This is a genomic window from Paenibacillus sp. PastF-3 (assembly GCF_029893135.1).
Lineage (GTDB): Bacteria > Bacillota > Bacilli > Paenibacillales > Paenibacillaceae > Paenibacillus_AQ > Paenibacillus_AQ nitricinens.
On the sequence record NZ_JARXWM010000004.1, the window covers coordinates 84,677 to 105,623 of the forward strand.

Annotated in this window: 13 protein-coding genes; 3 read left to right on the plus strand and 10 right to left on the minus strand. The window is 46.5% G+C overall.

Translation table 11 applies throughout. The annotated features are described in order from the left end of the window. The 3 genes from M2444_RS09960 to M2444_RS09970 are packed head-to-tail and all read right to left on the minus strand — an operon-like array spanning nt 1 to nt 4,173. Complete coding sequence (locus tag M2444_RS09960) at nt 1–1,137, minus strand: glycoside hydrolase family 88 protein (RefSeq protein ID WP_280786861.1); 1,137 nt, start codon at nt 1,135–1,137, stop codon at nt 1–3. 32 nt (nt 1,138–1,169) lie between these two features. Next, nucleotides 1,170–2,987, minus strand: coding sequence for a heparinase II/III family protein (locus tag M2444_RS09965; protein WP_280786862.1), 1,818 nt, complete (start codon nt 2,985–2,987; stop codon nt 1,170–1,172). Nucleotides 2,988–3,027: 40 nt separating this feature from the next. Then, on the minus strand, nt 3,028–4,173 hold the full coding sequence (locus tag M2444_RS09970) for a DUF2264 domain-containing protein (protein WP_280786863.1): 1,146 nt from the start codon (nt 4,171–4,173) through the stop codon (nt 3,028–3,030). Between the two features lie 190 nt (nt 4,174–4,363). Between M2444_RS09970 and M2444_RS09975 the strand changes: the two genes are divergently transcribed. Then, nucleotides 4,364–5,200: an AraC family transcriptional regulator gene (locus M2444_RS09975; RefSeq protein WP_280786864.1), complete on the plus strand. Its 837-nt coding sequence runs from the start codon at nt 4,364–4,366 to the stop codon at nt 5,198–5,200. A gap of 96 nt (nt 5,201–5,296) precedes the next feature. On the opposite strand, the gene M2444_RS09980 is transcribed toward M2444_RS09975, so the two are convergent. The 4 genes from M2444_RS09980 to M2444_RS09995 all read right to left on the minus strand — a co-directional run bounded on the left by M2444_RS09980 (nt 5,297) and on the right by M2444_RS09995 (nt 15,321). Beyond that, nucleotides 5,297–11,959 carry an S-layer homology domain-containing protein gene (locus tag M2444_RS09980; protein ID WP_280786865.1) on the minus strand — a complete coding sequence of 2,221 codons (6,663 nt, stop codon included), beginning with the start codon at nt 11,957–11,959 and terminating at the stop codon, nt 5,297–5,299. A gap of 153 nt (nt 11,960–12,112) precedes the next feature. Further along, entirely contained in the window at nt 12,113–12,952 is an 840-nt protein-coding gene (locus M2444_RS09985) for a carbohydrate ABC transporter permease (RefSeq protein WP_094869387.1), read from the minus strand. 15 nt (nt 12,953–12,967) lie between these two features. Then, on the minus strand, nt 12,968–13,906 hold the full coding sequence (locus tag M2444_RS09990) for a carbohydrate ABC transporter permease (RefSeq protein WP_094869388.1): 939 nt from the start codon (nt 13,904–13,906) through the stop codon (nt 12,968–12,970). Between the two features lie 71 nt (nt 13,907–13,977). Next, nucleotides 13,978–15,321 carry an ABC transporter substrate-binding protein gene (locus M2444_RS09995; protein WP_280786866.1) on the minus strand — a complete coding sequence of 448 codons (1,344 nt, stop codon included), beginning with the start codon at nt 15,319–15,321 and terminating at the stop codon, nt 13,978–13,980. A gap of 298 nt (nt 15,322–15,619) precedes the next feature. Between M2444_RS09995 and M2444_RS10000 the strand changes: the two genes are divergently transcribed. Next, nucleotides 15,620–17,458, plus strand: coding sequence for a sensor histidine kinase (locus tag M2444_RS10000; RefSeq protein WP_094869390.1), 1,839 nt, complete (start codon nt 15,620–15,622; stop codon nt 17,456–17,458). Nucleotides 17,459–17,488: 30 nt separating this feature from the next. Beyond that, nucleotides 17,489–19,102, plus strand: a complete 1,614-nt coding sequence (locus M2444_RS10005) for a response regulator (protein ID WP_280786867.1) — start codon at nt 17,489–17,491, stop codon at nt 19,100–19,102. A gap of 168 nt (nt 19,103–19,270) precedes the next feature. Here the strand turns inward: M2444_RS10005 and M2444_RS10010 are convergent, their stop codons facing one another. The 3 genes from M2444_RS10010 to M2444_RS10020 all read right to left on the minus strand — a co-directional run bounded on the left by M2444_RS10010 (nt 19,271) and on the right by M2444_RS10020 (nt 20,920). Continuing rightward, nucleotides 19,271–19,753, minus strand: a complete 483-nt coding sequence (locus tag M2444_RS10010) for a DinB family protein (RefSeq protein ID WP_094869392.1) — start codon at nt 19,751–19,753, stop codon at nt 19,271–19,273. A gap of 123 nt (nt 19,754–19,876) precedes the next feature. Then, nucleotides 19,877–20,524, minus strand: coding sequence for a sugar O-acetyltransferase (locus tag M2444_RS10015; protein WP_280786868.1), 648 nt, complete (start codon nt 20,522–20,524; stop codon nt 19,877–19,879). 12 nt (nt 20,525–20,536) lie between these two features. Then, the gene (locus tag M2444_RS10020; RefSeq protein WP_280786869.1) at nt 20,537–20,920 is read right to left on the minus strand and encodes a VOC family protein; all 384 of its coding nucleotides are present in this window, start codon (nt 20,918–20,920) and stop codon (nt 20,537–20,539) included. Between the last annotated feature and the right edge of the window lie 27 nt (nt 20,921–20,947).

A 20,947-nucleotide genomic window follows, 5' to 3' on the forward strand; every position in this document is an offset into this window, starting at 1 on the left:
CTACTCCCAAAAGAACGGCCCTGCGGATTTAATCCGGGCTAATGCTTCGACATAGAAAAAATCACCATAGATAAGCGGAACATCTATATTCCGGTCCTCAGGGTAGTTACTTGTACCATGAAGCAGCAACCCTTCCTCGTCCGCATTGTCCCAACTGCCATAATTTTTGTAGAGAGATTCCACTATTCTTATAGCCCCGTTCCGGTACACATGAGACTCCGAATCATCCACCTGGTCGGCAAGCAGCAGCAAACCACTTGCCGCGCAGGAACCGGCGGAGCTATCACGCAGCTCGCCTACTTCAACGGGAGCACGGAAATCCCAATGTGGAACGTGATCATCCGGCAGTCGGGTCAAGAAGAAATGCGCTACCTGCTTGGCTGCATCCAAGTAGCTTTGCTTTCCCGTATGATGATAGGCAAGCGCTAGGCCGTAAATAGCCCAAGCCGTGCCCCGTGACCAAGCCGATTCAGGCGCAAAGCCTTGTCCTCCAAGCTTCTTTACCACTCCACCCGTCTCCGGGTTGAATTTAACGATGTGGTACACGGAGCCGTCCGGCCGGATAAAATGCTCCAGTACAGTATCCATATGCGCCTCTGCGATATGACGATAGCGGGGATCACCTGTTGTCTCGGAAGCCCAGAATAACAGGCTGGTGTTCATACAGCAGTCGATAATAGCAACTCCGCTGTTGTCCTCCCCTTCACTCCATGGATTCCAAGCCCGAATATAATGTCCTTTCAGATTGAAGCGGGCTGCCAGGTAGTTGGCCGCCTTTAATGCCCGAATTTGTGACGCTTCACTACCCGTTAACTTATAATTTGCCACACTGGTAAGAATCCACATGAAGCCTAAATCGTGATCCAGCTTAACGTAGCCGTCCAGTACCTCGTCGAGTCTCTCTTCGCAGCGTTCCGCGATCATTTTAAGACTTTCGTCCCCGCTCTCAGAATAAAACTGCCAGAGCATTCCCGGCCAGAACCCTGCTGTCCACCAGTTCGGTGCCTCAAGCAAGTATTTACCACCTTGACTCGCGTGTGGAAATTCTGCACCGATCTTTCGACTGTTACATCTTGTCTTTTCAAGTGCCTTGTTCCAAGCTTCATCCACCCAAGTTTGTTTTTCCGTTATATTCATTTCAAACACCGCCTTCTTCGAATGGTTCGCTTTTATATAAATTGAAAGGTAAATGTTAATTTCCCTTCAGAATCAGGTTGAAGAGCATGAAAGTCGAGCGTATGCCAGACCGTATTCCTGCCAAAATGATCCTGGTACTCACGTACGGTAATTTCTGGCTCTACGACCTGGATATCATAAGTCACTTCCACACCGCCTACTTCAGTTCCGGGCAGCAGTACGACACCAGATCGAAGTATCTTTGGACGACGCCAGGTTACGAACCGCTCCGTAAAGCTCTCCGGCCTACCGTTATACCGATACTCGTCCATTAACTCTAAACGAGGACGCTGCTCTTTATACCAAACCATAGAGCGGATCAGGGATTGAAGATCTTCCGCTTCGTATGCCTGAGACAGCTCTAGCTTCAACTCGTCCCGCTCCACCCCAGCCGAGGCATACAGAACTGTAGCACTATGCTTCCTGCCAGCCAGTTGATACTGGCCGTCGATGATCGGAACCGAATGTCCCTGCGAGCCGTTACAATCATATTGATAACGGCCAGCTCCAAAATATTCAGCCGTATACTCTCCACTGCCGAGATCAGCTGCATAGATTTCGCCTCCACCTAACAGAATGAACTGTCCCAGATCATTATGATTATGAGGTTCAGCGTTATGCCCTCCCTTCGCCGCGAAGCCGAACGAGCTTCCTCCGGATATATATCGTGAAACGAGCCATGCCGCATCAGGAAGATAATAGCTGGCCGCTTTCCAATCCTGGTTCTCTTCCAGATCACTGGTCTTTCTCCAAATCAGATTTCGAAAGGCCGGGGCCCAGCGACTACAGTGATCCTCTGTGAAAGGAGCACGCAGCTCAGAAGGTGGACATTCGACATCTGGATAGATATCAGCTAAATAATGAGACAGTCCCATATGAATGTGAATTTGAGGCTCAGAGTCAGAGAAATTAGCGACAAAGCTGCTCCCAAGAAAACATTTCTGCTGGAATTGAGCAATGCTCCGCACTTTGTCCGTTGCAAACCAGTCTACTCTTCCCTCACTTCTACCCCGGAGAAGATCGCTGTAATACGTGAAATAGCCAAATCCGTAGTTCCAGTAACTCAGACCTTCAAGGCAGGCCCCATCTTCCCCGAAGCCTTCCAGATAGTAGCTCATGCTGCGCTCTGTCTTCAGCAGGATATTCGTCAGCGCAGCAGGATCATCCAACATCAATAAGGCGGCTGCCCCGATCGACCCTGCGCACACTGCTGCCCAGTTATGACGTGCGGTCTCCCATTCATAAGGACCATGTACTATAAAAGGTCGAAGTATTCTCTGCTCTACTTCATGTCTGATTCGGGATTGAAGAAGCAGCGGAAGTCGTTCTCCCAGTAGAAGTAAAACTTCACTAAGGGTAAAAGCGGTCTCTGAGGAGAACAGATCAATAAACTGATTGATATTCACTGAATGATGATCTAAAGGAAGATGGGCTGGCAGGCACCATGTGTACTCTTCGCATATAGACCACAGGATGTTTTCCAGATTCTCCAGAAGTCTGAGATCATCCGGCTCAAGCAAGCTCATAAACACATATGTGTTCAGCCTTCTTCTCCGTTCAAAATATACCCGTTCATACTCCAACCTCGAACCCGTGCGCGCAAAAATTGAAAATAGCGTATCCGTCAGCTCCGCTATAGGCTGCCCGTCTATTCTTAGAGCCTCTGCACGGATTTCGCTGATATCTTCCTTTAACGTCTCTGAAGAGGCTGCCTGTTTCCAAAAAGCATCCGAAGCTCCATTCGGATAATACAAGCTCAGATTTGCCGGCTTCAGCACTTGGACAATTTCGAAAAGCTCCTGTCTGTTCATGCTTTCTTCCTCCCTTTGCCCAGTTAGATCAGATCCACCTCTATCTACTCAAGGCATGATCTCTCATAACATCCTCACCGGCTGCAATTCTTTGTGCGGTCCATTTCAATTCTGTCCCTGCCCAGAAAGGATCTGCAGGCAGTAGCCCCAGTGGAAGGAATACCGAAGCGCATAAATAAAGACTTCCCGTATTGATGTAGCTCTCAGCAAGCTCCGGCTGGTAGCCGTATACCCCTGGACGTAGCCATCCGGCCTCATCCAATGTCCCCGTAAACCCCATAGTCCGTGTAATTACAGCAGTCAAGGCGCAGCGTACCTGTGAGGGGAATAGCGCATCCTCCAGAAAATGCTGCAGCGCCGCTTGGGATAGCAGTTGAAATGCACCAAAACGGTAAACGATGGAACGCCCGATGAACGGATACGTACCGTCTGGCGCAATCATTCGTTCCAGAACCGTTGCGTATCGTTGTGCCCGCTCTACAATCAAGAGCTTCAATTCTGAATATTGCTCCGATTCCCGTTCAAAGAGTGTAACCAAATCCACAAGCATCGGCTGAATGACAAAGCTATTGTAATAATCCCAGTGGAAATCCTTACCGTCCCCGTATATGCCATCCCCTTTGTACCAATCCATAAACATATGGATCGCATATCCCACGCGCATCCGGTCATATTCTGAATCGCCGAGGATATATAAAGCTGCTTCGACCATTGCGCTAAATAACAGCCAGTTGCTGCCGCTAGGCGCTGTCCGGCGCGTTTGCTTCAAAGCTGTTATTAAATTACCTTTCACCCGCTCATTCAGCTGCCCTGCAAGCCGCTTCGGTGCACGCACCAAAGCATGAGCGAGGAATGCCGCATCGACCAACGGTTGGCCTTCGGACTTAAAATCCATATAGTCAGGCGATGATGGATCAACAGCAGCATCGATGCATTCCAGCATCAATATGACATAACGAGCCCTGAGCACTTCTTCTTCACCCTCCAGCCCTTTAAGCTCTAGCCAGGGAGCCATTCCACAGGATAACCTAGAGAATGCTTCCAAGTGCGCAAATGAACTCCTGTCACTGTTAAACTCCGTAGGTAGCCGTTCCTTTAATTTTCTCTGCGACAAAGCGTCAAGCACTGGGTCCCCGATCTTTAGCATCGTGTCCAGCCAATATTTACGCTGTTTCGTACCATTCATACACAATACCGCCCTTCCAGTTGCGTCTATTCAGCAGATGCAGGTTCCCGTTACTCTTGTTCTGACCAGCTATATACTTGGTTGATTGCGTAATCTTCTTCTATAGTTTAGTGTTATGTTATTGCAATGTCTTTGCGATTTATGATCATTTATTGCGTATCTTGCGATCAATTTGAAAGGGGCTCTCTCGATGAAACATGCCCAGTATTATCAGCCGTTCGAAGGCGACATACTGGCGGGCATCGGCAATTCACCGATCTCACCCACCAAAGATTTTCATATTCATGATCACTTTGAAATCTTCCTATTTTTAGGCGGCACGGTGAACGGATTTGTGGATCAATATAGCTATCCGCTTCAGCGGGGCAATGTGCTCTTATTCAACAATCACGAGATTCATAAAATCATTAATCTATCTCCGGAGCCTTACGAACGTTTAACTATTCATTTCAAAGCTCCACTTGTATATCCCTTCTGTACCGCAACTACAAATCTGCTCGCCTGCTTCCAGAACCGTCAGAACGGAGAGTATAATCTGGCTCAAATGGATGAAGCGCTGCTTGCAGAGTATATGGCGCTTGCTTCCTGCCTGATTGCATCCTTGGAGAACCCTCAATACGGCAGCGAGGTTTTGGCCCTTACATATCTGATTCAGATCCTTGTCCTCATTAATGAGCTATATAGCCGTAACGTTCCCACTATACCTAGCATTATTTCCTCACATATTCAAACAGCCATGAGCTATATTGATAACCATCTCCATCTAAATCTATCGCTTGAGCAGATCGCCGGGGAGTTGAACGTCGATAAATATTATCTTAGTCACCTGTTCAAGCAACAGACCGGAGGAACAATCTACCGTTACGTCCTGCTGAAAAAGATCGCGTTATCCAAACAGCTCTTAACCGCTGGAAACTCCGTTTCCGATACCTGTTATCTATCCGGCTTCAATGACTATGCCAATTTCATTCGTACCTTCAAGAACATCACGGGCATTCCACCTGGAAAATACGGCAAAAAAAGCTGATCTTGCCACTTATCAACGCTCCGCAATTGTAATCTGAAACTATAAAGAACCTGACAGCCCGCTACAGCAGCTGCCAGGTTCATAGAAGTATGGGCCTTACAAATGCCCCAGCAGATTGGCAATGACTTGTGCACTTTCGGCACGGGTCATCAGCTCTTGAGGCGCGAATTGCTTATTGCCGCGTCCCTTAATGAGCTCCGTCTGCTCAGCAATCCTTGCTGACTTCTGTGCCCAATCATGAATCTGGGAATAATCACTGAACGAGCCCGCAGAAACTTCTTCTACCTTGCTGCCATGTAAATATTCATAAGCCCTGACGATCATCACAGCCATTTCCTCACGGGTGATGCTGTGATCCGGTGCGAAAGTATCCGAACTGCGGCCAAATACAATGCCCGCTTCGCTTACAGCTGCAACGGCTTCGGCATACCAGGCTTTGGAGTCCACGTCAACGAACGTCGAATGACCTCCTGCCTCTAACCCTAACGCTCTTGCAATCATGGTCGCGAATTGTGCTCTTGTCACTTTCCCCTGTGGATTAAATTCGGTATTAGAAATGCCTTGCATAATATGTTTGGCAGCCATGGTCTTAATAACATTACTAGCCCAACTATCTGCACTGACATCCGAGAAAACCTTGTCATATTCCAGGACCGCAAACTGGCTAAAATGCTGTATTTCCGCATTCCATATTCCAGTAGTTAGCGTTCCTCCCATAAACTCAAGAGCTCCGTCCCCGGCGATATAGTAGAGGCCGAGCAAATCGGTATTGGCATCCGAATCGACGGTGAAGGTAATCGTCAATGGCTTGTCAAAACGGGGGATCGGAATGGCAGTACCGTCCACACCTATACCTTCCAAGCTGAAGTTAATTACATCGCTTGTAGCAGTTAACTGAACCGAACGGTTGACAGCCGGGTTATTCATAAGCTGTTCCACGACAGCTCTTGATACCTTCCCGGCCGAGAGCTTGAGGCGTGCCCCATCTGCTTGATCTCCCCCAGCTTTCTCTTGGATGCTCTTCAGCGCTTCCGGAGTCAGCTGAATAGTTAACGTAGGCCATACGAGACGTAGCGTATTTACCCCGATGAGTTCTGATAACCCCTCAGGAAGCAGTACGGAATCTGTAGTTTCGTTAAGCTGAACCGTTATAACCCCTCCAACCGGAGCGGTAAAATCATCTCTGTCAAGAATCCGTGTGGTTTGCGTCAGCGGTGTTGATGTTGGTAATATCGTCGGCGCTGTTGTTGACACTGGGCCCGGGGTCACTGCAGGTGCAGGTGTTGGCGCCGGACTTGCTGTGGGTTCAACTGTCGGTGTTGGTTCTGCCGTTGGTGTTGAAGTCGGCGGTTGCTGAGCTTCGGCAATTGTAACTGTTCTAGTGACTTCTGCTGCCGCGTTGCCTACGGAATTGCTCACATTATAATGATAAATGTAAGTACCCTCCACTGTAGTATCTAGCGTTTCGATACTGTTTCCATCCTTCGTAATCGTAGCTGTAATACGTTCTGTGATGTCGCCATCGCGGTCATCTACTGCTGTGGCTCCAGCATCTGTATAGCTAGCACCATTATCCAGTTGAACAGATGGTTCACCAAGCAGGGTAATGATCGGCTTCAATACATCCGGATCTTCCGATACGATTACTTTTCGGGTAACTTCAGTAGCCGCGTTGCCTGCAGCATCGCTGACATTGTAATGGAAAGTGTAGATATCCGCTTTCGCCGTATCTAATTCAGTTAGACCATACACTTCACTGCTGACCGTTGTAGTGATGCGGTCTGTGATGTCACCGTCCTCGTCGTCATACGCTGAGGCTCCGGCATCTGTATATTCAGATCCTATCGGCAGATTAACAGTAGTCTCACCATTCAGGGTAATCACCGGTTGAAGACGATCCGGCTCCGGCAGCTTAATCGTTCCGCTGGCAGCAGCTTCCGCCTTCGCCTCGCCCTTGCCCAGCGATACTGTGAAGCTGAAGCTGCCGGCTGTATCATCCGTGGCTTCCTGGAACGAAGATAGGGTGATGTCACCTATCGTAACCCCTGTATCACTGAACCCGATCAAGCCGTTCATCGTTTGGAGCAGCCAAGTCCGGACTTTGTCCTCGCTGATAGCAGTTGTCTTCTGCACGCTGTATGCAGCGCCTTCTATAATACTCTTGGCCTCGTTCACAGCTTGCTCATTGGCAATGCTGACCCTGTCCTTCGCCACAGCTAAGTAACTGATCACAGATGCCTGACTGTTCGTGTTGTTTATCGCATATTTCACGACACCGCTCACGGGTAGTGTGAAGTCATGATTGACCTTGACACCGTTAGGACCTGCGAGTACACCGGTCTTAACCGTTTCGTTCACTGTCTTCCCTTCAGCATCCATATAGCTAAGCGTAATATCCATCGTGCGGTTGCTCATATTCCACCAGTCCCGATGGAATGATGTAATCGTGTACTTCCCTGCGTTTAGTGGGAGGGTGTAGATCAGAGGTGTATTCTTTGTATTCGAGCTGTAGACACCTGTCTGAGTTTTATCCGTAATAACCACGGCACCTCCGAGCCCCTTGAGATTATAATTTGCTCCTGTATTGGTATGACCCCACATAGCACCTGTTGATAGTTGATCCGCAGTGCTATTCAGGAGGCTGTCACCCACGAAATTTTTGATCACCGTATAGGGTGGTGTGACACCATCCGCCGAAACACCAACATCCAAAAAGTATACGAGACCTTCTGGCACCACTTCTACATAAGCAGTGGTTTTTAGATTGCCATAAGTACCAGTTACAGCTACCCTTTCATACGGCGTGTTGAAGCTAACTGCACCTACATTCCACTTCACTGGCACAAGTAATTTAGATCCGTCTTCACGGGTAGCCTCCAGCTTATCAGGAAGAGTCGGCAGTTTACCGACAGAAGTGGCAGTATCCTGAGGAGCCGCAAGCTCCCTTACATCCCCTGTAGTCAACTGGTTCTGAGCGGAAGTGAGACGTCCCGCAAGATGAATGGCTCCTTCTTGATCCAATCTGTAGTCAACCGCATTCTCCAGCGCTTCCTCTGCGGCACGCTGTGCGGTGGCAAAAAGCAGCCAATCTCTCTCAGGATACTCATCCAGCTTGTTAATTTCTTTTGCAGCGGTTACTGCGGCTTGCAGCGTTGCTGTATCTACAGCACCTTTTACTTCACCGGAAACAACTGCCACCGCGTCCACAAGCAAAGTGCCGCTTAATACCCTTATCTGAACGTTATGCTGTCCATATTTAAGTCCGTGAAGCGTGTACGTTTGGTAAAGTTCTTTAGAGGCCATCGTATCGGCTGACAGCATGACAATTTCATCATCAACAGTCACTTCTAACTTAGCCGAGCCATTATTCGGTCCCAGAATATCTAGCCCAGTGCCTTCAAAAGAATATTCCATCGTTGCATCCGCATCTTGACTAGTGGATAAGGAACGTTGGTAAATATACATACCGGCACCATTTTGATGACTCCACACTCCGTTGTATTGCAATTTAGGGTTAGGTGTAGCTGCCAGGTCATACATTTCAAGATTATCCAGTAGTTCGGAATAGTACGGCGCATAGCCGTCAACCGTCTCAACTTTCAAATTGTCGAAGCGAACATGATAATATCCGCTGGCTAAATCTACCCGTCCAGACAATTCTGGATTTGGATCTGCATAAGCGGCCAGTTTCACATCATCCAGATAAGCAGTCACTTTATCGCCTGCAACTTGAACGGCAATGTTATGCCAGGCATCATGTGCGGCGTTGAATCCAGCCAGCTTAACTCCACCGGAACCGCTCACTACATTGCCACTCGCTACTGCACTATTATTGACCAGCAGCTGCCAGCCTCCGTCAAACCAGAATTTCAGCACATAAGGTGTGCCGTTTATAGTGTGAGAACTCCCACCTCCTTGATACCGTGCACCAATCGCAGCATAATTGGCTCCGCCCTGCGTATTGTTCGTCTCGAATGAAACATCTACACTGGCCTTGTAATTCGTCCATCGGTTATCACCGATAGCTGTTACGGGGTCTCCACCGTTCCAAGTGCCACCTAGCCCCATCATTTCGGTATCCAGCTGTTGGCGCAGAACATAGTTGTCCGTCCCGTCCGGAAGATAAGCCTCGAAGGCGCCGTTACGGTCATGCGTATAGCGCGGTATCACACTTTTAGAGCCGCCACGGGATTCTATATAACTTTGGGTGCCCACACTCTGCCCGCCTGCCCCGATTTTCACAACGGATTGATTGGAATAGTCAAAATCATCCGCATACAGGATATTGTCTGTGGTATTTTGCACCCTGCCCGTTGCATCGGTATCAAGCACGGTGCGGTCGCCTTCTACAGGTATCGGCGTCTGAAATGCCTCATTATCCTTATTCTCCAAAGTGGTCACAGTCACTGTCGAATATGGTTTGACATGAATGGTATAAACCCCGCTGCCATCAGCAACGATATCCCCGAGATATTTCATATAATTGCTGTTAAAAGCTTTTCCCGCGTCTGCCGCACGAGTCTCCCACACTTCCAGTGATGGATTGTCCGTATAACCCATATTGACTGTCTGTAGCTTGTAGGTTTTAGCATACTCGCTGTCATTTACGATAACGGTCGAGAAATCACTCTTATCAGGTGCAGCAAGAGTCATATAGCTAGGAGAACCGTTGCGGCCGCTGACAGGGTTAGTGCCTGTTGCCCCCGTAGAGCTAGCCTTAGGAACCGCTCTCCAAATCCCTGCCGTATTATTCTCGTTCTCCCAGCCCAGATTTGCGAACCAGCTGTAATGCTGCAGTGTAACAAGACCTGCATCATAGTGAATCCAGCCCGACCACGGATCACGTGCGCTAACTAGTTCCTTAAATGAATATTGTCCACCCTCGTAGAATGAACCGATGGCTGGCTGATAAATAAAATGCGTCCGGCGGGAATTGACGAATCCTTTAATAATCGTATTGCTCATCTCCAGCGGACTGCCAACACCGCCGATGCCGGTTCCTTCCACTGTAGGGTCTTTCACATTATTGTTGGGACGGAAAGCAGAGTTACTGAAGGTTGACTGCGCCTCACTGTTCCATACTTCAATATCATATTGTTCCGCGAGCTTTTTGAAATTCCCTGCGCTGTCGTCGTCAGTGTTATAGTGATATCCGGCGATCGGAGCCGCATCCCTTAGTGAAGCGTCGCTTACCATACTGCCGCCAAAGGAACCGATCCCTACTTCATCAGAGATCACAACCTTGATCTGGTTATAGAGCGCTTGCTCCTCTGGACTTGCAAAACCTTCGTTATCTGTTTTAACTCGCTCAGCGTACTGTTTGGTCCATGTCAAATCCGGCGAATGCTCGTTGATATGAGGATTCACGTAGTCGACCATATAACCATACTCTCGGTAAGCGGCAAGAATCGTCTTTTTATACCAGGTATAGATTTTATCGTTGTTGCTTGCCCAGGCCGGAGCACTCCATCGCAGAATGCTGACCTTGAGACTCGGATTAGTAGCCTTGGCGTCTGCCGCAAGCTGGAATCCGGGATGCCGGGTGACATTGGCTTCTTCATCGGCCGTACGCATGGTAGCCGGGTCCGGACCGGTAGAATTGTTGCGGTCATTGCCCATCTCGATTTTTACATGCGTCATAATGGGATGATCTCCACCGAACAGAATCCGCAGCATCTCCATGTATGCATCCGGATGCTCTGCCTTATAATCCATCAATAGGGCACTGGTGCTGTTGGCACTCAGTACGCCAAATCCCTTGAACGTGAGGCCGTTGACATTGTCTGCTTTAATATCGTTGCCGTCGAGCAGAACCTTGACCATAGAAGCTGCGGTCTGCCGAGCCTCTTCGATCTCTTTCTGAATCCCGCCCTTAGCAATGGCGAACCAGCTCAAGATAGATTTCTCACCGGAAACATAGGCATAGGTTAATGTCATAGGACTGCTAGCGTCGATATCACCGGGAATAGTGAATTCGCCGGAAATAAGCTGAGTGACATTAGTATTGAATGGTGCAAACGATATCGTCTTTGTTACCCCATTTGTATCCTTATATTCGATCTGAGGCTGTATTACTCGAGTGCGGCTGCCATACCAATCATGAAAACCACTACTGAGTGTATAGGTTCCAGCTTCTGGAGCCATTAATTTATATACAATATGATTGCTAGTAGGGTCGGCACGAAGTCCTACTGTCCATATAGATGGATCAGTTGCAGGATCGGCAAGTCCCCCGTCTTTGGAGTTTTTCACTTTGTTTATGGAATCATCAAATCCCCAGATTGTCGTTCCGCTGACATATTTCTGATCCGGTGACTGGTTGATTAGCAAGCTACCTGTCAGCGTTTTGACTGCTTCGTACAGCGGCGAAGCAGTAGGGACATTTCCTACGGAATCTCCCCCCCTGCCGCTATCCACAAAGTAAACCAATGGATGGTTTGAAGATGGGATAACTTCTACGCTGGCAACAACCGGTTCTCCGTTCGCTGTACCAGTTACTGACACTGTGTCATAAGGTACGGCAAAGGTATCTTCGCCAATATTCCATTTCACAGTTGCAGACTGGCCTCCAATATCAATGCTAGCAGGCAAAGTAGTTTCTGCAGATGTCTGCACGCCCATATGGGCAGCTGCGAAGATCGGATCCATTGTTGCCGCAAATACAGTTGGCATATGGAATGCCGGAAACATTCCTACTACGAGCGCAGTGGTCATCATTATTGAGATTAACTTTTTTCCAATGGCGTACTTTCTGTTCATTCTCTAATCCTCCTTTTTGCTGCAAATAGCTTTTCGGTATACTCCATGCTGGAATTTGTCAACGGCAAAGACAACGAGAAAGCGCATTCATTTCATAGGTAAGCTAAAAAAACTGGCAGCATGCGAAGACTGCAACTGCCAGGTTCAACCTATCTAGCCTTTAATACCAGATGCTGCGACGCCTTGCACGAAATACTTCTGAAGTGCCAAGAAAACAATCACAACCGGAATAATGGAAACCACACTTGCAGCCATAATTAGACCGTATTCGGCGGAATATTGCGAAATAAACATTCGGAGTCCAATTTGAATGGTCTTAAGCTTTGTATCCGTCAAATAAATCATTGGTCCCAAAAAGTCATTCCATGTGGCAACAAAGGTGAAGATCGTCAATGTGGACAAGGCTGGCTTAGATAACGGCAGCATGATTCTCGCCCAAATCCCATATTCGCTCAAGCCATCGATTCGGGCCGCCTCGCATAATTCATCTGGGACTCCCTGATAGAACTGGCGCATCAGAAATACTCCGAAAGCCGAGAATGCCTGCAATAGAATGATTGCCAGATGGGTATTATTAAGTCCCATGTAACGCATCAAGATAAATTGCGGCACCATATATGCCTGCCAAGGAATCGCAATCGTAGCGATATATCCAAGGAATAATACATTTTTCCCTCTGAATTGCAGTTTGGAGAACGCATAAGCAGCAAAGCTTGAAGTCAGTAGCTGCAATATCGTTACGATAATTGATAATTTCGCTGTGTTATAAATGAAGCGGTCCAGCGGAATTCGGGTCCAGATATCCACGAAATTCTCCCAGCGCGGATTTGCCGGAATCCATTGCATCGGAAACGAGAACACATCCTTGTTCAGCTTGAGTGAAGAAGACAACATCCATATATATGGAACAAGCATACAGAGCACTGTCGCAAATAACAAAATATACACTAGCACCATTGTGCCGATTCTAATTCCTTTATTTGTACCCACCATATCTTTTGAATCCTCCTATTGTCCGTATTTCTTCTCGCCGCGGAACTGGACGATGGTGATGCCAAGTACCAGCAGAAACAATACAATGGCCATGGCGCTGGCATATCCGTAATCAAGCGAACGGAACGCCGTATTGTAGATTTGATAAACCATAACCCTTGTAGAATCGTTCAGCTGGTTATCAGCGCCGGCAAATAGGTTGATAAAGATATCGTAGACTTTGAATGAATTGATGACTAGAATCATCAGCACAAAGAAGGAGGTAGGCGCCAGCTGAGGGACCGTCACATTGCGGAATCTTCTCCATGCATTGGCTCCATCAAGTTCAGCAGCCTCGTACAATTCAGGGTTGATCCCCTGAAGACCTGCCAAGTAAATGACCATGTAATACCCCATGTTTTTCCATACCGTAAACAGTATTACGGTGAACATCGCCCAGTGTTTATCCGCTGCCCAGCGGGGAAGCTCCTCCAGTGGGATGCCGGTAAGGGTATGCAGAATATTGTTGATCGGACCCATCGTAGGGCTAAAGATAAAGTTCCATACGGCAGCAACAGCTACCAATGAAGCTACATATGGGAAAAAGAATACGGTTCTCATGAAATTACGGGCCATTATCTTCTGATTAAGCAGAATGGCCAGCGCGAGCGCCACAATCATAGTGAACGGTACTACGCCAATAGTGTAAACAATGGTATTCCATAATGCTTTGTGAAATGTTGTATCTTTGATAAGCCGGGTGAAATTGTCCAGTCCGATATACTTCATTGGATTGGCCCCGTCCCATTTCACAAAAGCAAGAATAAAGGCAAAGAACATGGGTACCAGCGTAAACACGGCAAATCCGATAAAGTTTGGCGCAATGAAGCTGTAAGCTACCAGGTTTTCCCGGACACCTTTAGACAAATGTCGTTTAGGGATCTTTTTTGTACCCAATATGGTTTCGTTCTGCATGCTTTCTCCTCCAAACCTTCTATAAAAGGCGGGCATACACCCGCCCTTAGAATTCACCAACTCTCTTCAGGTTAATTGTTCAAGAGCTGCTGTACGCGAGTATTCATATCCTTTAAACCTTCGTCGATCGAAGCGTTCTTGGTCATAATGTTATCGTGGGCTTCGTTCAGGATGACTTCAATATCTGCACTCTTTTCATGCATTGGCATTTCCAGATACGTCTGAACCGTAGTCAGTGCTGCTTTACTGTTCTCATCCGCAGGGAAACCGTCAATGGATGTGATGGATTGGATAACTTCATCGTTCTTAATCGCTGGAATGGTTCCGGTGGAAGCAATGACTTTGGCACCTTCTTCACCCGTCACAAAGTTCATGAAATCAAGGGCAGCTTCTTTATTTTTAGATTTCTGATTTACAGCCAGGGAAGTAATTGTACCTAGGGTTGTGCCTGCTTCTACACCATCCGGGTGAGGATATTTCACAATCCCCCAGTGGGTTGATTGAGACTCGCCGCTCTTCACCTTTTCAATTTGAGTCGCTATAAACCAGCTGCCCATGTTCATCATCGCAACGGAATTGTTGTAGAATACACCAGAATAATGCGTACTTGAAGTCTTCAGTGTGGCGTAATCCATAACGATTCCATCTTCCTGTTCTTTCAAGATCCGTTCATAGGTTGGCTTCAGGAAATCATAGTTGCCACCAACAACGTTGTTCTTGCCGTCTAGAATACCGAACAATTGAACTGCACTCCGCCAAGTATGGTAGTGGGCTCCATATACTTTTTCAGCACCACTGCCGGAGGTCATTTTTCTAGCTAGTTCATCATATTGGTCAAATGTCATATCGTTGCTCGGGTACTCCACTCCTGCTTTGTCGAACAAATCCTTATTGTAGTAAATGACCCAGAAATCACTACGGAAAGGAAGCGCATACACTTCGTCGTTCACTTCGATCTGTTCTACGGTACCGCCGTAAACGGATGGATCAATGCTTTTGTCGCCCATAAAACCCTTGAGCGGCTCCAAGTGATTTTGTTTCACGAGGTTTGAGTATCCAGGAATATCCTTAATCGTAAGAACATCCAGATCGGCACCGCCGGACAACTGTGTACTTAGCATGGTCATATAGTCCGTGGAACCAAGATCGACATATTCGATTGTTACATTCGGATGCTCAGCTTTATAGGCTTCGATCAACGGCTGGTAGTATGCTGTGGCTTCCCAATCCCACAATGCCCATTTCAAGGTCACAGGATCCTGTTTCGGTTCAGCGGAAGCGTTTGCAGAATTGCTCGTTTGTGGAGCAGCTGTTGCAGCACTACCTTCGGTGTTGTTATTACCGGAACATCCGGCCAGCGCACTTAGGGAGAGTATTGTGGCGAAAGTCATGCCATAGAATCTTTTCAATTTCATATAAAAATCCCCTTTTCCTTCTGATTGTTTACACTGATCGGCTCATCCGATCTATTTCAAAGTTTAAGACTTTCCCATCTAGAATGGCATGTATTTTCAAACTCAGTTCATTCACTTTTCTTTGTTCTTCTTTTCCTCCTTGCTTCAAACCTGTAAAATCCTATTTAAAACATGTAAATTTCTCAGCTCCTCTGCCGTCCACTGTATGGAATTGCAGGAATATGCTATGTTGTTAATATGGATATCGGTAAACTAGTTAAGCATATTATAAATTATAAATAGAAGATTCACTTTACACATGCATTTATTCAAGGATATTTTTGAAACCGCTTTATATATTTCCGCATTTCGTAGAGGAGTGTTCACAACGGTAAGAAAATCCACTATTAAAAGCCGTATTATTCTCATCATGACTCTATTCGCGCTACTAATCGCCGCTCTGCTGTCTTTTTTCAGCTATGAATTGATCACCTATTATCAGCGTAAAACAACCATTCAGGCGACCGAGTTCAACCTTCAGCTGGTTTCCCATATTATTGAACAAGATTTGATTAATCTGTCCTCTTTGGCGATGACCAGCAGCACCAACTCGTCCACCAATACATTACTTACTGATTATTTTGTATCTCCAAAGGCAAGTGCCAAGGATGCTGTTAATGTCTTTAACGCCATGCAGGAGGATTTTCGGATCAACCGCTCCAATAGCTATGTCCGCCGCTTGATTGTGACGGGTAACAATGGAAAGTTCCTCCAGTTGGATAATTCCGTCAGTACTTCTATTCCACTTACTGTTCACAATATCGGTCAAATTCCCGGTCTTAACAAAGATGCTGTGGAGCAGTGGGAACAAGTGATCAAGGACCCGCTCTCCACCACGAACGGAATCCCATTTATTCTACCGATTTACGGAGATGGTGCTGCCCGGATTGGAACGGTTTATTTACTCGCTAATACTTCCTTAATTACCGACAAACTGAAGGGTTATTCCCTGCCAGAGAATTCCCGAATGCTGCTAACGCTCGGCAACCATCATTATCAGATCATTGGCGATAAAGTAATTTCCATTACACAACCTTATGAACCGGTATCCTATACCAATGAGAAACCTGTTGGACCACAAACCGAGCTGTCCATGATTAAGCTGGAGGAGGAAGAAAGCCAAATCCTGGTCTCTTATCCCGTACGCAGCGGTGTGATTCTGTCTCAGACATTACCTAATGACTTGTTCGCACCCAAAACAAATATATGGATTCTAGTCATGCTCGGCGTTTGTTTATTGGTTATCGTCTTAAGCGGCATTATTACCTTGTACTTAACCCGTACCATCAGTCTCCCGGTAGAGAAATTAAAGAAGCGAATTGATAAGATTGCCCAGGGCAATTTCCTACTGGACCGCAATATTGAATGGAATAGTGAGCTCGGTGATGTCGGACGGGGGATCAACCGACTGTCTCAGGACATTGTTGCACTCATGGATAGTCAACTTGCAGACGAGAAGCAGAAACAGGAGTTGGAATACCGGATGTTACAGAGTCAGATTAATCCCCACTTTTTATACAATACACTGAATTCGATCAAATGGATGGCTACGATTCAGAATGCAACCGGCATTGCAGAAATGACTACCTCACTCTCCAGATTGCTGCGCAGCATTGCCAAAGACAACCGGAGGCTAATGCCGTTAAAAGATGAGCTAAGCCTTCTTGATGACTATTTTCTGATTCAAAAATACCGGTATGGCAGTACGGTCTCGATGGTGATGGAAATTGAGAATGAGGGACTGCTCTCCGGCCTGATTCCCCGTTTCACGCTACAGCCCCTGGTTGAGAATGCTATCTTCCATGGCATCGAGCCCAAAGGTAGAGGAGATATACTGATCACGGTGAAGAAAAGCGGTTTTGCCGATATCCTGGTCACAATTGAAGACAACGGTATTGGCATGAAAGAAGAACAAATCTCTACCATTCTGTGTGATGCGGAGGATGAAGCTAAGGGTGTGTTCGAGAACGTTGGACTCCGTAGTGTAAATGAGCGTTTACGGCTAGCCTTTGGGGAGAATTACGGTCTTTCGATTGAGAGTGCGTTGGGCCGATATACCCGAATGAAAATCCTTCTACCCTATATGCAAAAAGAGTAGATTGGCAAATCTAGCAAGGATGTGGTCATATTGATCAAATTATTAATCGCCGACGACGAAGCTCTAGTCTGTATCGGCTTGCAGTCTATGCTGAAATGGGAGCAATATCATATAGAGATTGTAGGCATCGCGCACAATGGTGCCCAAGAAGAAGAAATGATTGACACCCTCCGCCCGGACATTGTAATCAGCGATATTAAAATGCCAATAAAAAGCGGTTTGGAGGTTGCCGCTTCAGTACGCCAAAAATATGGTCGTCTTCCATTGTTCATTATGTTGACCAGTTATGAAGAATTTCCATACGCGCGCGCAGCCATAGAGGTACAGGCCACCGATTATCTGGTAAAGCTGGAACTCACACCGGAAGCACTGGCCGAATCCATTCGAAAGGCGATCTCCTTTCTTGAAAGCTACCAGACGATGGAAAGCTACCCTAAACTTGTTCACCGCAGCAATCTTCAGGCGCAACGTGATAAATTCTTCATTCGTCTATTCAACAACCTGTTCGAGAATAAGAACCAGTACCTTCTGCAGATTGAGGATTTGGCGTTAGATTTGTCCGAGCCCGCCTACCTCGTATGCACTTGCCGGATTCTAGGACCGGACACTGTCCCACCCCGTGGGGATAAGCTGGTCGCCTTATGTTCAAGTACAGTACAAATGGCAAAGGACACACTGGCTTCTATAAAGCCCTGCTATGTAACCAGTCTGGACTTGCGCAATTTTGCCGTTGCTCTGCCTGTCCCCGGAGTAGATCCCCGTAACTGGATGTCTGACATTGAGAAGCAACTTAAAGACATGGCATCTGTACTACATAACTATTTCAATGTAACGATTATTGGTGCAATAGGGTTTGCAGTCGAAGACCCTTATTTGCTGCGGGAGAGCTATCTAGCAGCCCGAAAGGCATTGCCGATTGCCGTGAAAGAACGGTCTTTTGTTTTCTTTGCAGAAGGTGAATCACTTGAGCAGGAGCATTCACTCTTTGATTTCTCCGAATCTCGTTCGGAGATCCGCCGTGCTTTTGAAGAACTAGATACCCTTGCTTTGTACACCATCATCTCCAAAATGATCGAAATCTTCGAAGACCGGCCTGACTTATTGGTACCCGCTACCGATGCTGCCTGCAATATTCTATATATGGCTACTTCGCTTCTTGCGGATGGAGAAAACATTGTCGAGCATATCTTCGAAAATGAGCCGGAAGGTTACCGGTCCATCTATCAGATGCATACAATTGAAGAAATCGCCGGCTGGTTGGTTAAGTTCCGTGACGGCTGCTCGGAAATTCTCTCTACTCGAAGACAAAGCTATAAAGAACAAATCGTCAAAAATGTCCAGGAATACATCAAAAGAAATCTCGGCACTAAGCTTTCACTGAACCAAGTGGCAGATGTCTTTAATTTCAGTCCCAACTATTTGAGCCATCTGTTCTCCAAAGTCGCTAAGGTCAACTATGTGGAATATATCACGGAAACCAAAATCACTGCAGCCAAGGAAATGATGGCACGAGGAGATGGGCGTATTTACGAAATTTCACAAAAACTTGGTTATGAAAGTGCCTTCTATTTCAGTAAGGTCTTCAAGAAAGTGACGGGGAGTTCTCCCAGAGAATACATGCAACAAATTGAAACAGGTCACTAAGTGATCACCGAACCCAGCAAAGGAAGCTGCAATCCTACGCAATAATAGATACGACTCCATCCGGCAACAAAAAATCTCGTTTCCGAGACAAAGGTCTGGGGAACGAGATTTTTTGTTCGTAATACCAGCCCTATTCGGTAAGCTATCACCAGAGGCAAGTACCCGTAATTATTTCATTTGAGCTTGTTCTTCTCTAGTAGGACCAATTACGCCTGGTACAGGAAGACCTGCTTGACGTAAGAGAACTGTCATTTGACCACGATGATGTGTCTGATGATCAATCAGCGATCTAAGCATAGCACCACGAGGCGTTAATCCAGCAAAGGTCTGCACACTCTCAACCATTTGTTCGTCCGTTAATTTCTCTACTTCAGAAGCAATATTAGCCGCAATATTCTTATAAGCCTCAACAATCACACTCGCTTGAGCTGGAACTTCCTTCGGATTGCCTACTGGAGTAAGTGTTAATCCTACCTGACCCCCAAAGAACATCGGACAGGTTGCCAAATGCCAACCTAACCATCCCAATGAGCTGTGACCTTCCACAATTACCTGATCTAATTTATCATCGGTAAGCGATTCAAGAACACGAATTGTCCCTGCAGAAGCACTTGCCCAATCTCCTAGAAAATCTTGAACTGTTCTGTACATTTTAAAACTCCTTTATTAGTCGTTAAGCAACGATTACTTAGTCATACCAATTAAATTATAACCTGTCACATGTCTTGTTACAAATAATCAAAAATCTGGTCTATGGTTCAGGATGTTACATTTCTACTCGATTATATCGCAATCTGAAAGTATTTCCGGTTTATGGCGCATGCTATCCAAATTGGTTATTTTACGGATTACTTTACACGGTACACCTGCAGCAAAAGAATTTTCTGGGATGTCCTGGGTCACGACACTACCTGCACCGATTACGCATCGATCACCAATCGTAACACCTCCACATACCGTTACATTTGCTGAGAGCCAAACATCGTTACCAATGCTAACAGGCTTAGCATAGCATAAAGACGCAGCATCACCATTTTGATCAAGCATTTGCCTGCGCTCGGAGGCAACGAATGGGTGAACAGGTGTAACGATGGTTACATTAGGTCCAAAACTCACATGATCACCTATTGTAACCTGTGCATCATCCTGGACTGTAAGGTTATAGTTTCCAAAAAAATGATCACCAATTTTTGTATGAACACCATAATGAAAAAAAATGGGACCCTGGATAAAACTATGTTCACCTATGCTATCAAGTAACCGTGACAATATCGCTTCCCGCTCCTCTGTCTCATCCTCAAATGTTCGACTATATTGGCTGCTCAAATTGTGGGCGAGAAGCTTTATACGCTTTAGTTCTGTGTTACCTGGATTGTATAATATCCCTTTGAATATTCGCTCTTCTTCTGTCAAAAGGTTCACCTCTTTTAGTTTTTAGAGAGTAAGTTCAATTTGAATGTTTTCCGGCCCTAAAATACTGCTTTCATAATATCCGTCACCTGTGGTGCGTGGCCCACTTAACGTTCTAAAGCCCGCCTCTGCCAATTCTTTGGTTAGCAGATCGACTTGTTCCTTACTGCCTAAGCTGAAAGCTAAATGAGTTAAGCCCGTCCGCAAGAGATCATGAACTCCTTCTACCATATCCGGTCTGCTCATAATCTCCAATCTCGCGCCGCCCTCAAACGTGAGGAAATAGGTTCTTAATCCCGTTTTGGGATTATGGTATTGTCTATTTGACTCAGCATTAAAAAATTGACTATAAAATTGTCTACAGCTCTCTAAATCTTGAACATACATAGCAATATGTTCAATTTTCATATAAATCTCCCTTCCGTCACTATATGT